At 53.1% G+C, this 18,989-nt stretch carries 17 protein-coding genes and 2 tRNA genes; 6 read left to right on the forward strand and 13 right to left on the reverse strand.

All coding sequences use genetic code 11. The features are described from left to right. Positions 1-184: 184 nt before the first annotated feature. The 10 genes from ABF287_RS06645 to murA form a co-directional block, all read right to left on the reverse strand. Positions 185-259, reverse strand: a tRNA-Phe gene (locus ABF287_RS06645). A 79-nt stretch (positions 260-338) separates the two neighbouring features. Next, on the reverse strand, positions 339-557 hold the full coding sequence (gene yacG / locus ABF287_RS06650; protein ID WP_347184230.1) for a DNA gyrase inhibitor YacG: 219 nt from the start codon (positions 555-557) through the stop codon (positions 339-341). Continuing rightward, positions 554-1,597, reverse strand: a complete 1,044-nt coding sequence (locus tag ABF287_RS06655) for a ribonuclease E/G (protein WP_347184231.1) — start codon at positions 1,595-1,597, stop codon at positions 554-556. Before ABF287_RS06655 ends, yacG begins: the two co-directional genes overlap by 4 nt. Continuing rightward, complete coding sequence (locus tag ABF287_RS06660; RefSeq protein WP_347184232.1) at positions 1,594-2,172, reverse strand: Maf family protein; 579 nt, start codon at positions 2,170-2,172, stop codon at positions 1,594-1,596. Before ABF287_RS06660 ends, ABF287_RS06655 begins: the two co-directional genes overlap by 4 nt. 19 nt (positions 2,173-2,191) lie before the next feature. After that, positions 2,192-2,410, reverse strand: coding sequence for a translation initiation factor IF-1 (infA, locus tag ABF287_RS06665; RefSeq protein WP_009573923.1), 219 nt, complete (start codon positions 2,408-2,410; stop codon positions 2,192-2,194). A 182-nt stretch (positions 2,411-2,592) separates the two neighbouring features. Then, positions 2,593-3,045: a low molecular weight phosphatase family protein gene (locus ABF287_RS06670; protein ID WP_347184233.1), complete on the reverse strand. Its 453-nt coding sequence runs from the start codon at positions 3,043-3,045 to the stop codon at positions 2,593-2,595. 15 nt (positions 3,046-3,060) lie between these two features. Then, positions 3,061-3,540, reverse strand: coding sequence for a UPF0262 family protein (locus ABF287_RS06675; RefSeq protein ID WP_347184234.1), 480 nt, complete (start codon positions 3,538-3,540; stop codon positions 3,061-3,063). After that, positions 3,533-4,846, reverse strand: coding sequence for a histidinol dehydrogenase (hisD, locus tag ABF287_RS06680; protein ID WP_347184235.1), 1,314 nt, complete (start codon positions 4,844-4,846; stop codon positions 3,533-3,535). The genes ABF287_RS06675 and hisD overlap by 8 nt, the downstream gene beginning before the upstream one ends. 96 nt (positions 4,847-4,942) lie before the next feature. Further along, positions 4,943-5,422 carry a DUF2948 family protein gene (locus ABF287_RS06685; RefSeq protein WP_347184236.1) on the reverse strand — a complete coding sequence of 160 codons (480 nt, stop codon included), beginning with the start codon at positions 5,420-5,422 and terminating at the stop codon, positions 4,943-4,945. A 3-nt stretch (positions 5,423-5,425) separates the two neighbouring features. Next, entirely contained in the window at positions 5,426-6,691 is a 1,266-nt protein-coding gene (gene murA / locus ABF287_RS06690) for a UDP-N-acetylglucosamine 1-carboxyvinyltransferase (RefSeq protein ID WP_347184237.1), read from the reverse strand. Between the two features lie 372 nt (positions 6,692-7,063). Between murA and ABF287_RS06695 the strand changes: the two genes are divergently transcribed. Then, positions 7,064-7,138 (forward strand) — tRNA-Thr (locus tag ABF287_RS06695). A 261-nt stretch (positions 7,139-7,399) separates the two neighbouring features. Continuing rightward, entirely contained in the window at positions 7,400-9,076 is a 1,677-nt protein-coding gene (locus ABF287_RS06700; protein ID WP_347184238.1) for an alpha-glucosidase, read from the forward strand. Positions 9,077-9,434: 358 nt separating this feature from the next. On the opposite strand, the gene ABF287_RS06705 is transcribed toward ABF287_RS06700, so the two are convergent. Next, positions 9,435-11,339, reverse strand: a complete 1,905-nt coding sequence (locus ABF287_RS06705) for an acyl-CoA synthetase (protein WP_347184239.1) — start codon at positions 11,337-11,339, stop codon at positions 9,435-9,437. A 224-nt stretch (positions 11,340-11,563) separates the two neighbouring features. On the opposite strand from ABF287_RS06705, the gene ABF287_RS06710 reads away from it, so the two are divergent. Beyond that, positions 11,564-12,682, forward strand: a complete 1,119-nt coding sequence (locus tag ABF287_RS06710) for a beta-ketoacyl-ACP synthase III (protein WP_347184240.1) — start codon at positions 11,564-11,566, stop codon at positions 12,680-12,682. A gap of 102 nt (positions 12,683-12,784) precedes the next feature. On the opposite strand, the gene lysM is transcribed toward ABF287_RS06710, so the two are convergent. Together lysM and ABF287_RS06720 are read right to left on the reverse strand one after the other, a co-directional pair. Then, complete coding sequence (gene lysM, locus ABF287_RS06715; protein WP_347184241.1) at positions 12,785-13,204, reverse strand: peptidoglycan-binding protein LysM; 420 nt, start codon at positions 13,202-13,204, stop codon at positions 12,785-12,787. Between the two features lie 86 nt (positions 13,205-13,290). Next, entirely contained in the window at positions 13,291-15,075 is a 1,785-nt protein-coding gene (locus ABF287_RS06720; RefSeq protein ID WP_347184242.1) for an ABC transporter transmembrane domain-containing protein, read from the reverse strand. Between the two features lie 374 nt (positions 15,076-15,449). Between ABF287_RS06720 and ABF287_RS06725 the strand changes: the two genes are divergently transcribed. The 3 genes from ABF287_RS06725 (at position 15,450) to ABF287_RS06735 (ending at position 18,513) form a co-directional block, all read left to right on the forward strand. Beyond that, positions 15,450-16,457 carry a glycine betaine ABC transporter substrate-binding protein gene (locus ABF287_RS06725; RefSeq protein ID WP_347184243.1) on the forward strand — a complete coding sequence of 336 codons (1,008 nt, stop codon included), beginning with the start codon at positions 15,450-15,452 and terminating at the stop codon, positions 16,455-16,457. A gap of 90 nt (positions 16,458-16,547) precedes the next feature. Then, positions 16,548-17,435 carry a proline/glycine betaine ABC transporter permease gene (locus ABF287_RS06730; protein WP_347184244.1) on the forward strand — a complete coding sequence of 296 codons (888 nt, stop codon included), beginning with the start codon at positions 16,548-16,550 and terminating at the stop codon, positions 17,433-17,435. Continuing rightward, positions 17,428-18,513 (forward strand): glycine betaine/L-proline ABC transporter ATP-binding protein, encoded by a 1,086-nt coding sequence (locus tag ABF287_RS06735; protein ID WP_347184245.1) that lies wholly within the window; start codon positions 17,428-17,430, stop codon positions 18,511-18,513. The genes ABF287_RS06730 and ABF287_RS06735 overlap by 8 nt, the downstream gene beginning before the upstream one ends. Positions 18,514-18,989: the final 476 nt, after the last annotated feature.

Raw genomic sequence — 18,989 nt, forward strand, 5'->3', positions numbered from 1 at the left:
GTAATAAGAATTGTGAACGAGCTATATAATCTAAAAACCCTTTTCCTTGATTCCACCAAGTATTATTTCTATTAAAATCAAATCCGTGATAACTCAAGGCACCCATACGGCACCCAGCTGAATGGAAGCCAGTAGAAGCCAACAGCCACAATCAGAATTATTTGTTTAACATCATGAAGTTAAATGGTGCCCAGGGGCGGAATCGAACCACCGACACGAGGATTTTCAATCCACTGCTCTACCCCTGAGCTACCCGGGCACCGGATGAACACTTTCGCGTTCTGGGTTTGCGTTGTTTAGTCTTAGCGCCGAAGAGTGTCCAGAGCTAAATTGCACATTTAATGCGGTTTTTTTGTTAGGCCATCCAGCATGTCATTTTGAGCCTCGCGCAGGCCTTCTTCGAAGGCGCGGGCGACTTCTTCTTCGTCTTCTTCACGCATGCTTGGGACGGCGTATGTGCCGCTCAGCCAGCGCGCGAGGTCGACATCAGCACAGCGTTTTGAACAAAAAGGGCGATATTTGACATCGCCCTCTTTTTGGCAGATCGGACAGCTCATTTTAGGATGTCCTTTAAAGGCACACGCTCGCGTTTCTTTTGGATCTCATAGTGACCCAGCGGGGTGAAACCAGCCAAAACAACCTCTGATCCATCCGCTTTAAAGGCTGCACGCAGGGATTGTTCAAAGGCGCGATGTTCTTTCTTTGGCATGGGGGCCAAATCGATCGTGATCTGGCCTGCAAGGCCGCGCAGGCGCAGTTGGCGAGGAAGGTCGCGCGCCACAGCCATGTTTGCTTTCAGGCCTGCTGCGGCTGAGAATTCGCCGCCTGTGTTCACATCGACAGATACCAACGCGCGGGTCGGTTCGATATAAGCGTGACCGCCCGTTTTTAGCGATACACGGGTCGAGACAACATCGTCGATCAGCTCGTAAACACCATAGTTGTCAAAGGCTTCTTCAGAATCGTCAAACACGTCGGGGTCGTCCCAGTCGCGCCAAGCTGCATCCCATGCATCAGGGCCATCGACCAGCAATTCAGGCGCGCCGGCGACATCTTCTGTGACCGCTTCGCACAGGCCGCGCATATTGGCGATATCGTCTGCAATGTCGTCGTCTTTGGCGCCATCACAGGCCGAGCGCAAAATGAGGCCAAGTGACTCGTCGGCCCCGTCCATACCCGCGTTCGCAAGATCATGAAGGCGCAAAAGCTCGTCTTCGTCGCGGATCGTGCGCGAAATATTGAGACCCGGCGCATTCGGTGTGACGATTGCGTATTTCGATTTGAAAATCAGGCGCGTGGTGACAGGGACGGCTTTGCCATCCTCGGACATATGCGTGACTTGCACCAACATAGGCGCGCCCGGTTTCAGGCCTTTGTTGCCCTTGAGGTACGCGCTTTCACCGTTTGGCATGTCCAGCATCGCGCCGCCCATACCTTTGAGCATGCGGCCACCGCGGGCGCGATAAATCGAGCCAATGGCGGGCGGGGCGTCGTCGCCTGCGGGATCAACAATGAGATCCTCAAGGCGTCCGTCTTTGATAAACGCAGCCGCCTTTTGGCCTTTGAGCATGCCGAGGGCAATCACTGTACCAATCATGATGGGTCTCCGTATACGGGGTAGCCAGCTGCTGTGAGCAGGGTGGCTGTTTCGGCCACTGGCAAGCCCATGACGGCGGAGTAGCTGCCTTGGATCCACGGGATAAAGGCACCCGCAAGACCTTGGATGCCATAGCCACCCGCTTTGCCTTGCCAGTCATTTGAGGCCAAATACGTGTTGAGCTCATTGTCTGACAGACGTTTCATTTTCACCACCGTAACAACATCGGCCTCATAGACCAAATCGCCGCGCGCCACGGCCACGGCAGTGATCACCTTGTGACGGCGTCCTGACATGGCCAGCAAAAATTCGGCAGCTTCTTTTTCGTCTTGAGGTTTGCCCATGACGCGACGCCCAAGGGCCACTGTCGTATCTGCACACAGGACAATTTCGTCCGACGTGCGCGGGACAGCTTGCGCCTTTTCACGGGCCATGCGCGCGCAATAAGGGCGCGGCAATTCACCCTTGAGGGGCGTCTCGTCGATGTCTGGGGAACGGATGTCATCGGGGGTAAGGCCGAGCTGCGCCAGAAGTTCCTTCCGGCGCGGGCTGCCTGAACCGAGGATCAGTTTCATGTGTACCGCTACGATCCGATTAACGGAAGCGGTAGTTGATCCGACCCTTGGTCAGATCGTAAGGCGTCATTTCGACTTGAACTTTGTCGCCTGCGAGAACGCGGATACGGTTCTTACGCATTTTGCCTGCCGTGTGAGCGATGATCGTATGGCCGTTTTCCAGCTCGACCAGGAATGTCGCGTTCGGCAAGAGTTCCTTAACGACACCGGGAAATTCGAGCATTTCTTCCTTGGCCATGTTCACTCCTGTAAAATTCACCCACCAAAGTGCGGGCGATCAGTAAATGCGCCTTTGATGTGCTTTTTTCAAGCGCCATTTCGAGCAGCGCGCTGTATTTTGGAAGGTTTTTTAGCAATTTTGCCGCTTAGGACACAAATTATGATGTTTTTTGGAAAACAAAGCGCAATTTTGTCCGCGCACTAGCTGGTTGGTTCCGTTGGTGGGCCAAAACGTTGTTCCATACGCGCTATAATCTGGTCGCGTGTGCGGCGATAAGAATCGAGCAGGGTGTCTCGGTTTCCGCCAGCGCCAGTTGGGTCGTTGATGGGCCAATATTCCACATCGATGTGATAGAGCTTGGTCAAACTTCGTGCCTTGTGGTGTGACGCAGGCGATAGGGCGATGATCAAATCATAGGATGACATGTGATCGCCGACCTCTTGCAAGTCTTGAAAAGATCGCGCTTGGTGGCGCGACAGCTCAGCGCCGATTTCAGCACACACACATACTGCGAAACCATCAATTTCCAGATCGTTCATCACGCCGGCAGATTGAACATACGCGCGGGTGCCATAAAGCTTCTTCATCAAAGCTTCCGCCATTGGAGACCGCACGGCGTTGTGGTCACAGCAAAACAGGATTGAACTGGGCATGTTTGTCGCCAAATCTTACGCTCCCCAATGCAGTACGCAGATAAGTGTAAACAATCGTCGTGCCGTGTCTATATCAACGTCGGCTTTTCCCTCCAGACGTTCCTGAAGCACGCGAGCACCCTCGTTGTGAATGCCGCGGCGCGCCATGTCGATGGCTTCCAGTTGCCCTGGCGCCATTGTTTTGACCGCATCAAAATAGCTTTCGCAAATTTGAAAGTAATCTTTGACGACTTGGCGGAATGGTCCAAGGGATAAATGGAATTCAGCTTCGGTGACATCCGCCTCATTGGATAAATCGAACACGAGTCTGCGTTCTTTGATGCACAACAGCAGTTTAAATGGGCCGGTCGGAACATTTCGGTCATCGCGCTGGGGCAGGGCAAAGCTGTTGTCTTCCAGCAAGTCGAAAATCGCAACTTTGCGTTCTTGCTCAATCTCAGGCGTTGGCGCAGCTAACCCCCGATCATCAATCTCAATTGCAACTAGCTTACTCATACCCATCACCATTCAATCGGTCGAGCCGTGCGCGAACTGATAGCCCGTGCGCTTCAAGACTTTCTGATTTTGCCAAACGTTCAGCCGCTGGCCCAATCGCCGCAAGTGCGGATGGGGTCATTTTGGCCAATGTTGTGCGTTTCATAAAGTCCAAAACGGAAAGACCTGAAGAAAAACGAGCAGATCGAGCGGTTGGCAGCACGTGGTTTGGCCCGCCAACGTAGTCCCCGATGGCCTCAGGCGTGAATGCGCCCAAGAAAATGGCACCTGCATGGTTGATGTCGAGCGACAATTCGTCGGGGTCTTCGACACATAATTCAAGGTGTTCCGGCGCAAAGCGATCGGACAAGCGGGCAGCTTCCTCTAGGCTCTGCACGACAATAATCGCGCCAAAATCTGCCCAAGACTTGCCGGCAATGACACGGCGCTCAAGCGTTTCAAGGCGTTTGGAGACGGCTTGCGCCACAGCTTGGCCAAATTCTGCGTCGGTTGTGATCAAGACAGATTGCGCGCTTTCGTCATGTTCCGCTTGAGACAACAGGTCGACCGCGATCCAATCTGGATCATTGTGTTTGTCCGCAATCACCAAAATTTCGGAGGGCCCCGCAATCATATCAATGCCGACTTTGCCAAAAACACGGCGCTTGGCGGCAGCGACAAAGGCATTGCCAGGGCCGGTGATTTTATCAACGGGTGGAATGGTCTCGGTGCCATATGCCAGTGCTGCAATCGCTTGGGCGCCACCGATGCGGTAAATTTCGTCTACGCCAGCCAGACGCGCAGCATACAAGACAAGCGGGTTCACCGCGCCATCAGGCGTCGGGACAGTGATCGCAAGACGTTCTACGCCAGCCACTTTCGCAGGGATCGCGTTCATCAAAACAGAGCTGGGGTATGTTGCGACACCGCCCGGTACGTAAAGCCCCGCTGCGGACACAGGCGTCCAGCGCCAGCCCAAAGTTGCACCGTCCATGTCTTCCCACATTTGATCCACGGGAAGTTGGCGAATGTGGTAGTCGCGAATACGCATTGCGGCCAGTTCAAGCGCAGATCGATCTTCGGCCGACACTTGGGCGCAGTAGGCTTCGATTTCTGCATCTGTGAACCGCAGCGCATCAGTCGTCAAATCCATCCGGTCAAACTTAGATGTCAGCTCTAAAACTGCCGCATCGCCGCGCACGCGCACATCTGCAATGATATCCGCCACAATATGATCCACGTCTGGGCTGTCTTCGCGCTTCATGGCGAGCAGCTCTACAAAACGAGCTTCAAAATCTGCGTCTGTGGTGTTCATAAAATGTGGCATCGCGGTCTCCTTGCACTTCACATAACGTGGGAGAGCGCGCGGCTCAAGCGCGGCTTTTGTTTATACGCGCTTGATGCTGTGTTTTGGACGAAACCGTTAAGCAGAGTGATCAGGCTGCTTTTTTGAAGGCGCAATATAAGGCCGCGTTACGTCTTTGAGCGTCACGTCCAATGCTTCGAGTTCAAGCAGAATTGCGCCGTCGCCTGCAAGCGTGATTTCCACCGTGCCAACGCCGTCTTCGCCTGCCGAAAATACCACAGCCAAAACGGAAATGATGGTGTCTTTGTCGGCCGCAGACACGCCAGAGGACTTCGCAGCCAACACATCGTCAAACAACAACACCGATTGCACACGTTCCACGGGGCGTGACCGTTGTGCTGCACGCTCCGCATCTTCCCAGCGGAACCGATTGAGCAGCATCGCAAAGCGGCGCTGCCCCGCATCATATGAAATCTCGCCCATCGGCACGACGGCATCTTGGCACAAGGCGGAGAGAATCGTTAGATCCTCTGCGTCGCGCGCTTTCAGATGCAATGGCTGATCGCCGCCGTCTTCAAATCGTGCGTCTTCGGTCATGGTTTACGCCTTTACCCGTTCAATTTGTGCACCAATACCTGAGAGCTTTTTCTCTACAAATTCGTATCCGCGATCCAAATGGTAGACGCGGCTGACAAGCGTTTCACCTTCCGCGGCGAGGCCTGCCAAAATCAATGACACAGATGCACGCAAATCCGTGGCCATCACTTGCGCCCCTCTGAGGCGGTCAACCCCGTGCACAACGGCCTTGCCACCGTGCACTTCAATGTTTGCGCCCATGCGGATCAGTTCAGGCGCGTGCATAAAGCGGTTTTCAAAGATGGTCTCTTCGAGGTGAGACGTGCCTTCTGCAGTACACAAAAGCGCCATCATTTGAGCTTGTAGATCGGTTGGAAAACCTGGGAACGGTTCGGTCACAACATCAACTGCTTTGACGCGATCCCCTTTGCGTTTCACCGTAAGGCCACGCGCGTCTTCCGTCACGGAAATGCCAGCAGCGTCCAGCTTTTCAGCAAAGCTTTCGACCAAAGACATCTTGCCGCCCAAACAGGTCACTTCGCCGCCACAAATTGCTGGCGCCAACATGAATGTGCCCAATTCAATGCGGTCGGTCACGACTGGGTGCGTCGCGCCGTGCAGGCGGTCTACGCCCTGAATTTCAATACGAGACGTGCCTTCGCCTTCAATCTGCGCGCCCATCTTTTTCAAACAGGCCACAAGGTCCACAATCTCAGGTTCGCGTGCGGCGTTTTCCAAGACGGATGTGCCTTTGGCCAAAGTCGCTGCCATCACAAAGTTCTCAGTCGCCCCAACTGAGGCGAAACGCATCTTGTGAACAGCGCCTTTCAGGCCGCCTTGGGTTTTCGCGTGCAGGTAGCCGTCGCGCAGATCAATCTCCGCCCCAAGGGCTGTCAATGCGTCAACGTGCAAATCCATCGGACGCGCACCAATCGCACAGCCGCCTGGCAAAGACACAACCGCATGACCAAGGCGCGCCAAAAGGGGGCCTAGAACCAAGTTGGACGCACGCATTTTGCGGACGATTTCGTAGTCGGCAATTGGGTTCAGGTCGCCGTGGCAGGACATGGTTTGGACCTTGCCCTCTTGCAGAGAATTGATTTCGGCACCCAGAGACTCAAGCAAAGCCGTCATCGTGATGATGTCTGACAAGCGCGGTGCATTGGTCAGCGTCAGCGGTTCATCTGACAAAAGCGTTGCAGGCATCAACGTCAAACAGGCGTTCTTAGCGCCTGCGATATCGATGTCACCATTGAGCGGACCGCCGCCTCTGACCAAAATTGAATCCATAACCTGTGCCTTACTCGCTCTGTGTCTCTGCTTTTTCCGTTGCCGATTTCGCACGACTCAATTGCTTGCGTCGACCAAGATTTGCCTTGAGCGCTGCCTTCAATCGCGCTTCGCGCGCTGAGACAGGTTTTTTGGCGGGCTTAGGAGTGTCAGATTTGTTTTCCATCTTCGACGTGTACTCAATGCACGCAATCGCGTCCAGTGCCGCAAAATGCATTTTATAGGGGGAATTCGCGTAAGTTCGTGATGTCTTCGCTCTTCGGTGTTCGTGCCGAAGGATTGAAGCACAAATTAAAATCATCAAGTTCCCTCAGTTTTCGACAAAAGGTTCTTGCACAGCAAAGCTTTCAAAGCTAATTAGCCGCCCACAGTGCTGCTGTAGCTCAGAGGTAGAGCACTCCCTTGGTAAGGGAGAGGTCGGGAGTTCAATTCTCCCCAGCAGCACCATTTTCTAAAGCATTGTATCTTGAAATTGTATCTCAGTTGCTGTGGTGCTGTTTGTTGTGATTTTGCGGCACAAATGGGCGTGGCAAGTGGGATGCGCCGATAGATTCATAGAATGCGAAACAAACCCAATATAGTCATTGCCAAATCGGGCGTTTCTGAGAACAGATGTTCCAAATGCTTGCGGACGAGTGGCGTAGGCTTGTGAAGTGCGGGGGTGACTTTGCGGATCTCAGCAAAGCACCTAAGGAATTGGAAAAGACTATGCCCTTTGAAATGACCAAAGACTGGTGGAAATCGGCCACCGGATATCAGATTTATCCACGCAGCTTCGCTGACAGCGACGGCGACGGTGTCGGTGATATCAAGGGTATCTTGTCCAAACTGGATTACCTCAAGGATCTTGGGATTGGGTTTATTTGGCTGTCACCAGTCTTTAAATCGCCGATGCGCGACAATGGCTATGACATCAGCGACTACTATGACATCGCGCCCGAGTTTGGAACGCTGGACGACATGGATACCTTGATCGCAGAAGCGGGGCGGCGCGACATTGGTATCGTTATGGATTTGGTGGTCAATCATAGCTCGGACGAGCATGCTTGGTTTGAAGATGCCAAATCATCGCGAGAGGCCGCCCCGCGCGACCATTACATTTGGCGCGATCCGGCGGAAGGTGGCGGTCCGCCCAACGATTTACAGTCGTTTTTTGGCGGTCCTGCTTGGACGTTGGATGAAACATCTGGGCAGTATTACTTTCATTTGTTCCATTCCAAGCAGCCCGACTTGAACTGGCAGAACCCCAAGCTGCGCGCCAAGGTTTATGGCATGATGAACTGGTGGTTTGATCGCGGTATCGCGGGATTCCGCATGGATGTGATTGATCTCATTGGTAAGGATCCGGACAATGGGATCACTGCCGACGGGCCAGACTTGCACAAGTTTCTACAAGAGATGCATGACGCGACCTTGAAAGGGCGCGATGTCGTGACTGTGGGCGAAGCTTGGTCTGCTAACTTGAGCAACGCGCAGCAGTATACGGGGGCAAACAGTGGCGAATTGTCGATGGTGTTTCAGTTCTCGCATATCAGCCAAGATTGGGACGCAGACTTCGGCAAATATAAAAAGAAAGACGTCGATTTTATCGCGCTGAAAAAGACGTTCAATGCGTGGCAAACGACCCTCCAGAACGATGGATGGAATTCACTTTTTTGGAGCAATCATGATCTGCCACGCGCCGTATCGCGCTTTGGCAATGACACTGAGTATCGGGTCGAAAGTGCTAAAGCGCTTGGATTGGTGCTGCATTTGATGAAGGGCACGCCTTACATTTATCAAGGCGAAGAAATTGGCATGACCAATTCCCATTTTGCCAGCATCGACGCGTTTGATGATTTGGAAATTCATGGCCAATGGGCCGACCTCAAACTTCGCGGTTTGACGGAAGCCGAGTTTCTTGCCGGTGCGAACCAAAATGGGCGGGACCATGCGCGCACGCCGATGCATTGGTCTGCCGATGCGCATGCTGGCTTTACGACTGGCACGCCTTGGTTGCCGGTAAATGCAAACTTTGAACAGGTGAACGTGCAAACGGCGCTGGGCGATCCGGCTTCTGTTTTGGCGTTCTATCAAAGACTCACCCGACTTCGTATGGACAATCCCGTTTTGGTGGGCGGTGGGTTCGAGCCTCTGTTCGAAGATCACCCACAGTTATGGGGATATCTGCGCACTCCGGTGGACGCGGGCGTAGGCAAAACGGGCGCAGGTGCGATTGTGGTGTTGGCAAACTTATCGTCGCAGCCGTCGAGTGTTGATTTGCCTGAGTACTTGGTGGGCGATGTTGAAGATCTGCTAAGCACCCATGGCCCTTGTAGCGTCTTGTCGCCAACGATGTCCTTGGCCCCTTATGAGGCCGTGAGTTGCGTTTTACAGGCGTTATAAACGAATGGGCAAAGAACCAGCCCGATAGCGCCACACAATGGGTAAAGAATAAGGACGAGCCAAAGCGCTGCGCCAAGCACCGCCCCAAGAAGTGAGGCAGTGACCGCAGATGCAAGAGCAACACACAGAATGAGAAGTAGCATTCAAACCTCCGTGCCAAAATGAATAATCGATCAACGTCATTTGTGGTTAAAAACGATGTTCTTGGCGCCGGATAAGCCTGCCACATGACGCGTTAAAGCCGGGTAAAGGCACAGAGTGGCCTCGATATCGAACGTTTACCTGAATGTGCACATGGCACGAAAAAGGCCCCGCAATGTCGGGGCCTTTGGTGCTTTGTGTGGGGACGCAAACTTTGCTATTGGCTATCGTCCGCAAAGGCCCACGGGTTCGCAAACTGCCCCAAGCAAGTCGCAATGGCCTCTTGTGCATCGGGCGCGTTTGGACTGATCTGCGCCACAAGTCCAAGCTTTTTGTCATCGGTCACGCTCACGACACGCTGATCTAGGTCAGCTTTCTCCAACGCTTTATTGAAAACACGCGTGATGGCTTGCTTTCGCAGGTCAGGTTTGAAGATCTTTCCAACTGCGGTTTTGGGCAATTCATCCACGATTTCAAGGTACTTAGGATAGGCGGCACGTTCATGAATGTGCGCACGCGCATAAGCCATCAGGTCATCAACCGTCACAGTGGCCCCGTCCACCAACTCGACATAGACGCAGGGCAATTCGCCTGAGTAGGCACAAGGTTGACCAATTGCGCCTGCAAATGCCACGGCTTCATGTCCTGCCAAAGCTTCTTCGATTTCGGCGGGATCGATGTTATGACCGCCGCGAATGATCAGGTCTTTGGCGCGCCCTGTGATCCACAGATAGCCGTCCTCATCAATACGGCCCAAATCCCCCGTGCGCAGGTAACGTTCATGGTGGAAAAGGTCGTGGTTCTTGTCGGTCTCCGTATATGTGGACCCTGCAAACACACCGGGGCTATCTATGCAAATCTCGCCAACGCTGTCGCGGGCGCTCTCGACTGGGCCATCCTTTGTATGGGTCAAAATTTTGACATCCGTATGCGGGAACGGAATGCCGACAGACCCGATTTTTTTCACACCGCCGATGGGATTGCAGGACACCAGACAGGTTGCCTCGGTCAGGCCATAGCCCTCGATGATCTCGATCCCTGTCGCATTCTCAAACCGTTTAAACAGTTCAACGGGCAGGGGGGATGAGCCTGAAAAGGCTGTTTTGACGCTTGAGATATCGGCATCAATGGGGCGCTGCATCAGTGCAGCGATCGCAGTGGGCACAGTAATGATGAATGTGATGTTCCAACGGTCGATCAATTTCCAGAAGTTGTCAAAGACGCCATCACCGCGGTAGCCCGCAGGTGTCGGAAAGACGCCATGCGCGCCAGAGGTGATCATCGACATGATAATAACGTGGCACGCAAAGACGTGGAACATTGGCAGCGGGCACATAATATTGTCGGTTTCGTCGAACAAAAGCCGCGCGCCGAGCCAGCCGTTATAAAGCATGCCAGAGTTTTTATGCTGCGCGACCTTTGGCATGCCCGTTGTGCCGCCTGTGTGGAAATAGGCCGCAACACGGTCTTCTGGCGTGTCTTTGAAGGTCAAAGTCGTTGGGTGTTTGGACAGCTCTTTGGTGAATTCCAGCACATCAGCTTGGTGGTTTGTGGAGGCGGGATTTTTCGGGCGAATAAGTGGCACGATCCAGCTTTTGGGCGGGGTCAGATAGTGCAGCATGTCAACTTCAAGCACGGTGGTGACATTGGGCGCGTTTTTGACGGCCTCGGCGACCTTTTGCGGGATGTCCGTTTTGGGAAACGGCTTGAGCGTCACCACGACTTTCGCGTTTGTTTCTCGTAGGATAGATGCGATTTGCGTGGCATCTAACAGAGGATTGATCGGATTGACGATGCCTGCAACCATGCCCCCCAAAAACGTCAGGGCTGTCTCATTTGTGTTGGGCAAGATATAGGCCACGACGTCAGTCTCGCTGATGCCGAGGGCGCGAAACATATTTGCAGCTTGGGTGACTTGGCCGTGCAGGTCATTCCAAGTCAGTGTTTCGGCTTTGTCAGTGGCGCCAGAGGTGATTTGATATGAAAATGCTGGTCGCGCGCCAAATGCTTCTTTGGTGCGCGTCAGGCGTTCATAGATTGTTTTACCAATGTCGCGGTCTTCAAATGCCATTTCGGCATCAATGATGTCGCGTGCGGCCAGAGATGCAAAATCCGTTGGCATTCTTAATCCTCCCTTAGTTGGAGCGCGTTCGCACCCCAAGTCTCCCTGAGCATATGATGCGAAGAAAGCCTTCGCCGCACAAGCCCACCCATGCGGGGCTCTACGCTGCGTCATATCGAATTATGCATTTGAAACGCTACGTAAAGTTAAAAGAGACGGCTAGACCGACCAATTTGTCGTCCCTAGGCTAAATATTGTTCATTTGAGCGGGTGTAGGGGGATTTATGGTCGATGTTGTCATAAGCGGAACGGGTGTATTTACGCCGCCAGAGCAGATTAGCAACGCCGAGCTGGTCGAAAGTTTCAACGCCTACGTTGCACTGTTCAACGCGGATCATGCGGATGAGATTGCCAACGGGACTGTGGAGGCGAAAGCACCTTCGTCGGTCGAGTTTATCTTTAACGCCTCGGGTATTGAGCGTCGCTATGTGATGGAAAAGACAGGCATATTGGATCCGACCCGTATGGGGCCGAGGTTTGCGCCGCGCGCGGATGAGGCGCCGTCCATGATGGCTGAAATGGCCATGGATGCGGCCAACACGGCGTTAAAGCAAGCCAACCTGAACGCGCAAGATATCGACTTAGTGATCTGTGCCTCCTCCAATCATGAGCGCGGATATCCGGCGATGGCGGTTGAAATTCAGGCGCTGTTGGGGGCAGGGGGATTTGCCTTTGATATGAATGTCGCCTGTTCCTCGGCCACATTTGGCATTCAGGCCGCAACTGACATGATCCGATGTAGGTCTGCGACGCGGGCGTTGGTTGTGTCACCTGAAATCACTTCGGGGCATTTGGAATGGCGCGACCGTGATTGCCACTTTATCTTTGGTGATGTGGCAACGGCAGTGGTTTTAGAGGCCGCGGATTTGGCGCAGGCCCCGAAATTTGAAGTGGTGTCGACGCAATGTGCCACAGAGTTTTCCAATAATATTCGCAACAACAATGGGTTTTTGCGCCGCGCCCATGATCAACTTGGCGACCGCCGCGATATGCTGTTCATGCAAAATGGCCGCAAGGTTTTCAAAGAAGTTTTGCCGCTGGTCAGCACGCATATTGCCGATCATCTTGAGGACAGCGATACCAAAGCCTCTGATCTGAAACGCCTTTGGCTGCATCAAGCCAACAAGACGATGAACGACTACATCGGCAAAAAGGTTATGGGCCGTACGCCGGAGCGTGCTGAGCAGCCTAATATTTTACAAGACTACGCCAATACATCTTCTGCCGGATCGATCATTGCGTTTTCCAAGCATTCGGACGATTTGAATGCGGGTGACTTGGGGCTGATTTGTTCGTTTGGTGCGGGCTATTCCGTCGGATCAGTGTTGGTGCGGGCTGTTTGAGGTGACTTCGTTCGATCTGTACTTACAAATGAGTAACCCGAAAGGCAAAAAGGGCGCCCGCTGGGACGCCCTTTGACTTAATGTGAAATCACAATCCGCGTCTTAAGCCTGTGGAATGCGTAGGTTTTGACCTGGGTAGATTTTGTCAGGGTCTGACAACATTGGTTTGTTGGCTTCAAAGATTTCCATGTAGCGGCTGCCGTTGCCCAAAGTTTTAGCAGAGATACCCCATAGGGATTCGCCTTTTTTGACTTCGTGGAACACGGGGTCCGCTCCTTCGATGGCGTCTTCAACAGCGGCGATGCCTTCAACGTTGCCAACAGCCAAGATGACCTTTTCTTTCATCTCTTGGCTTGCTGTGCCTGAGACCAAAACCTTGTCGCCTTCAACTGTCACATCAACGCCTTCAGCGTCGAGGCCAAGTGCTTCGATTTCTGCGAGCAGGTCCTCTTTGTTTGGCTCTGCAGCTTTTTTACCGAATACGGATTTGCCTGCGCCTTTAACGAAGTTCCAAATACCCATCGTATTAATTTCCTCTCAGAATATGTGTGTTACTGACGCAGACTTAGTCAGTATGAGGGACGGGCAACAAGGGGAGTCAGCAGCGCTTATTCCCCATCAGTAAATTGCAGACGTGCCAAGCGCGCATACAGGCCACCATCCGCCACAAGGGCGTCATGGGTTCCGGTCGCGACGATTTTTCCGTCTTCAAACACAAAGATGCGGTCCGCGTTTTTGACTGTCGCCAGTCGGTGGGCCACGATCAGCGTTGTGCGTGTCTTGGCCATGTCTTCGACGGCTTTTTGCACCAGCTGTTCGCTTTCGGAATCCAGTGCAGAAGTGGCTTCATCGAGCAACAAGATCGGGGCATCGCGTAGGATGGCGCGCGCGATGGCGACACGTTGTTTTTGCCCGCCAGACAGCATGATGCCGCGTTCGCCAACGTAGCTGTCATAGCCTTCTGGAAGGGCGTTCAAAAAGTCATGGGCGGCAGCTGCTTTTGCGGCCGCGATGACTTCTGCATCGGTGGCGTCAGGACGACCAAAGCGAATGTTGTCTGCCGCAGATGCCGCGAAAATCACAGGATCTTGTGGCACCAGCGCAATATGCGACCGGAATGCGGCGCGCTCCATCGTGTCAACGGGGACGCCGTCGATGGTGATGCGGCCAGATTGTGGATCATAGAAGCGTTGCAGCAATTGAATGATCGTGGATTTACCTGCGCCAGAAGGCCCCACAAGCGCTATGGTCTCGCCCGCGTTGACCGTGAATGAAACACCATCCAAAGCAGAGGCATTGGGGCGTGAGGGGTAGGCAAACTGCACGTCTTCGAAGGTGATTTCGCCTTTGACCGGCAAGGCCAGCGGTGCGGGTTTTTCGATATCTTTCACAGGGTCCGTCGCACCCAAAAGATCGACGAGACGCTCGGTTGCGCCAGCTGCGCGTTGCAGTTCGCCCCAGATTTCCGAAAGCGCACCTGCAGCGCCTGCAACCATGATAGCGTAGATGACGAACTGCACCAATTCACCGATCGACATGCCGCCTGTGCGCACATCGCGCGCGCCAACCCATAAGACGCCGACGACGCCAAAGAAGATCAATGTGATCACAATGACAGTCATCATCGCGCGGGTTTTCACGCGGGTGTGGGCGGAGACATAGCTCTTTTCGGTCACGTCAGAGAACAACTTGGATTGCATCGTTTCAGCCGTGAAGGCCTGAATGGTTTGCGCGGACAGCAAGGCTTCGGAAGCGCTGCCAGAACTGGAGGCAATCCAGTCTTGGTTTTCGCGCGAAAGTTTGCGCAATCTGCGGCCCAAAACCACAATCGGCACGATCACGACCGGCACGACCAAAAGCACAAGACCCGTGAGCTTTGCAGAGGTGAACAGAAGCAAGATCATCCCGCCAAACAAGATCATGACATTGCGTAGTGCCACAGAAATGGACGACCCGATCACCGAAAGGATCAAAGTGGTGTCGGTGGTGATGCGCGACAGAACTTCGCCCGTCATGATCTTTTCGAAAAAGGCAGGCGACATGTGGATCATGCGCTCAAAGACCGCTTTGCGGATATCTGCAACAACCCGTTCCCCGAGCTTTGTGACTAGATAGTACCGCAGGCCTGTGCCGATGGCCAAAAGCAGGGCAATCGCCAACGCGGCAGAAAAATACCCGTCCAGAAGCAGGGAACTTGATGTTTGGAACCCATCGACCACGCGGCGCACCGCGAGGGGTAGAATGAGCGATATGCATGCGGTCAGAACCAAAGCCACCAGAGCCGAGATCATCATAAAGCGATAGGGCTTTAGAAATGGCCAAAGCTGCGCAAGGGCGCCAATTTTTTTGGATTTTGCGCGTTCTGCGGCGTCTTGGAGCGTGCGATCAGCCATGATGGGTAAGTCCTTTTGCGTCTAAGCATCACAGATACGCACGCAAAGCGCTAAGAGCAACCTTTCACAACAGGGTTAACTTGAGGCAGTGTGACGCGGTTTTATGCTGAAAATTGAATTTGTTACCGTAGAGTGACGTAGGGTGAATTGTGATATATTTTCTAATGGGTTGCATCTTGGGCCTTAATATGTTGCCCTGCGCACACGCTCCGCCATTTCGGTCTTTGGCTCAAAGCCACCCTTCTTGGGTCTTTGCCATCGCCGCGGAGAAATCGCCCAATTCGGGGTGGTGACCAGTCGAAGAGGCAGTGAACCTAAGGGTTCGGGAGGTGTCTGACTGGCAAACACACGAAGAAAAGCGGGAGTTTCCCACGATGAAATTTAACAAACTTGTCGCGACAAGTGCATTTGGCTTGATCGCATCAGCGGGTGCCGCAATGGCGTCTGACTGTGGTTCGGTCTCAATTGCTGAAATGAACTGGGCATCAGCCGAACTGATGGCCAATGTAGACGCACTTATCTTGGAAGAGGGCTATGGCTGTGATGTCGAGCTTATTCCTGGTGCGACGCAAACAACATTCGCGTCCATGTCTGAAAAAGGCCAACCTGATATCGCGCCTGAGCTTTGGATCAACGCCGTTGCCACAGCTTTGACGGCTGCCAAAGAAGAGGGCACTCTTGTTGCTCTTAACGATGGTCCGATCACAGGTCTTGGCGAAGGTTGGTGGATCACCAGCAAATTCAAAGCGGATCACCCAGATCTCGACACAGTCGAGAAGATCCTCGATCACCCTGAGTTGTTCCCATACCAAGAAGACGAATCCAAAGGCGCCTTTATGGGCTGTCCTGCTGGCTGGGGTTGCCAATTGATCAACGCCAACCAATTCCGTGCCTTCGACATGGAAGAAAAAGGTTGGGTTTTGGTTGATCCAGGTTCTGCTGCTGGTCTTGACGGGTCTATCGCCAAAGCGGTTGAGCGCGACGAAAACTGGTTCGGCTACTACTGGAGCCCGACATCTGTTGTTGGCAAATACAGCTTGCAAATGGTGCCGTTCGAGACCGAATACGCTGGTGACGACAACTGGAACAACTGTGTGTCTTTGGCCGAGCAAGATTGTGAAGACCCAAAACCAACATCTTGGATCGAATCTGCGGTTGAATCTGTTGTAACAGACGACTTCCTTGAAAAGTCTGGCCCTGCGGCTGACTACTTCAAGGCACGTGTCTTCCCTGGCGAAGTCATGAACGCGATGCTCGTGTACATGTCCGAAAACCAAGCCACTGGTAAAGATGCAGCTTATGAGTTCCTTGAAACTCAACCTGAAGTTTGGACTCAATGGGTTCCGGCTGACGTTGCAGAAAAAGTTAAAGCAGGCCTCTAAACCTGTGATGTGACTCTATGAGGGTCCGCGATCTGGCATCTTGCTGGAGTATCGCGGGCCCTTTTTTGCAATTATAAAAGGAGACATCTCATGAGTTTTCTCACGGAATTTCCCGCGATGGGCAGACGCGATCTGTCTGAATTCAAACAAGGGATTGACGAAGGCTTTCGCACGTTTTCGCGTGCATATGGTGAAGACCTCGAAGCGTTTTTCAATCCTCTGCTCAAATTCCTCATCTGGTTCGAAAAGCTGCTTTTGGGCACACCTTGGCCCATTGTTATTCTTGTCGTCGCTTTGCTGACATGGTTCGGCGCGCGGTCATGGAAAATCACTGCAGGCTCTATTCTGTCTTTCCTAGCCATTGGCTTTTTTGGCATGTGGGAAGATACGATGGCGACGCTTGCCATTATATCTGTCTGCACATTCTTATGTATCGCGATCGGTATTCCGATCGGCATCTTTATGGCGCGGTTCAATCGCGCGCAGTCTATCATCACGCCAATCTTGGATGTGATGCAGACCATTCCATCCTTCGTATACCTGATCCCTGTGGTGATGCTTTTGGGCATCGGCAAAGTGCCGGGTCTAATCGCAGTATGTATCTATGCTTTGCCGCCCATCGTGCGGTTGACCAACCTTGGCATTCGTCTTGTGGACCGTGATGTGCTGGAAGCCGCCGAAGCCTTTGGGGCCTCCAATCGTGAAAAACTGTTCGGGGTGCAAATCCCGCTGGCTTTGCCAAACATCTTTGCTGGCGTGAACCAAACCATCATGATGGCTTTGTCTATGGTCGTTGTGGCGTCCATGATTGGTGTGAAAGGTCTCGGCGTGCCGGTGTTGCGCGCGATTTCAAACCAATACCTTGCGCTGGGCCTGATGAATGGTCTCGCCATCGTTGTTCTTGCGATTATTTTTGACCGTGTAAGCCAAACCTACGGCAAACGCTTGCAAGCCTACAGGGAGACTGGACATGGTTAAGCACGAAATCCTGCCACAAGATGACACTGTGGATGAACCAAAAGTCAGCATCAAAAATCTCTACAAGATTTTTGGCGATGATCCCGAGGCGCAAATGGAGGCTGTCCGTGGTGGCGTGGGCAAACCTGAGTTGATGGATGCGACGGGTCACGCTTTGGGCCTAAACAACATCAACCTTGATATCCCTGCGCGTAAAATTCAGGTCATCATGGGCCTGTCTGGGTCTGGGAAATCCACCTTGATCCGACACCTCAATCGCTTGATCGAACCCACTGCGGGTGAAATCTGGGTCGATGGCGAAGACGTCTTGGCTATGGATGACAAGCAACTGCGCGATCTGCGTCGCTTTAAGATGTCTATGGTGTTCCAAAAGTTTGGCCTCTTGCCGCACCGCACGGTGCTGGACAATGCCAAATACGGTTTGGAAATTCAGGGTGTCTCCGACAAAGACGCCGGCGAGCGTGCAGTCAAATGGCTCGAACGTGTTGGTCTGGCTGGGTTTGAGGATCAATACCCCTCGCAGCTGTCTGGCGGACAACAACAACGTGTCGGTCTTGCGCGCGCCTTGGCCACGGACGCTGAAATCCTGTTGATGGACGAAGCCTTCTCAGCCCTTGATCCGCTCATTCGCACTGACATGCAGTCCATTCTCTTGGAACTTCAAGAAGAGCTGCACAAAACCATCATCTTTATCACCCATGATTTGGATGAAGCTTTGAACATCGGCGACAATATCGCGATCCTGCGCGATGGTCAGATTATCCAATCCGGCGATCCGCAAGACATCGTGATGAACCCTGCCGATGACTACATCACCGACTTTATCCGTGACATCAATCGCGCCAAAGTCGTGCGCCTGCGTTCCATTGTGAAAAAAGGCGCGACGGGGGCAGGGGAGACCATCAAGGGCACAATGTCTTTGGAGGAAGCCCTTCCCAAACTGCACGCAGCCCCCGATGGATGCTGCCCCGTGGTGGATCGTAACGGCAAAGCTTTGGGGGCGGTAACACTTGATGGTTTGATCGATGCGCTCAAGGCCCCTGAATCGGGTGGTGACGACGAAGTGCGCTACGCTTAAACGCGGCTGTTAAGGCTCAAAATCAAAAGCCCCCGCTGGTTTGCGCCAGTGGGGGCTTTTTCATACCTAATTGCGCATTGCGAGTCGCACTCAAACGAGCGGGGTAGGGTGTGCCGTTTGCATTTGTTGCGCTGCCGCATGTGGATAACCATATTTCCTTGCGCGCGAGCACTTACGACATCCAATTTTGGACCATTTATCCCTTCTGTGCTGAAAAAATATTCAAAATATATATATTTATTTCAATGCGTTGCGCCGAACTGTGAAGCTTTTGCGATAATCCTTCAAAAAAGCGCTTGCGGGTTTTGTTCGGTCGCCTTAGAACCCCCCTTACCGGAAGCGAGACACTGCGGACGGGACGAACTGGACGGTCGCGAGGCTGGAAAGTTTAGGAAAATCAGAGGTTTAGGTTGGCGGGCGCGCTGGAGAGATTTAGCGCATCGGTTGGTTTTTGTTTCTGTCATTGTTGGATTTGA

It is taken from the genome of Pacificibacter sp. (assembly GCF_039769035.1).
In the GTDB taxonomy this organism is placed as follows: domain Bacteria; phylum Pseudomonadota; class Alphaproteobacteria; order Rhodobacterales; family Rhodobacteraceae; genus Celeribacter.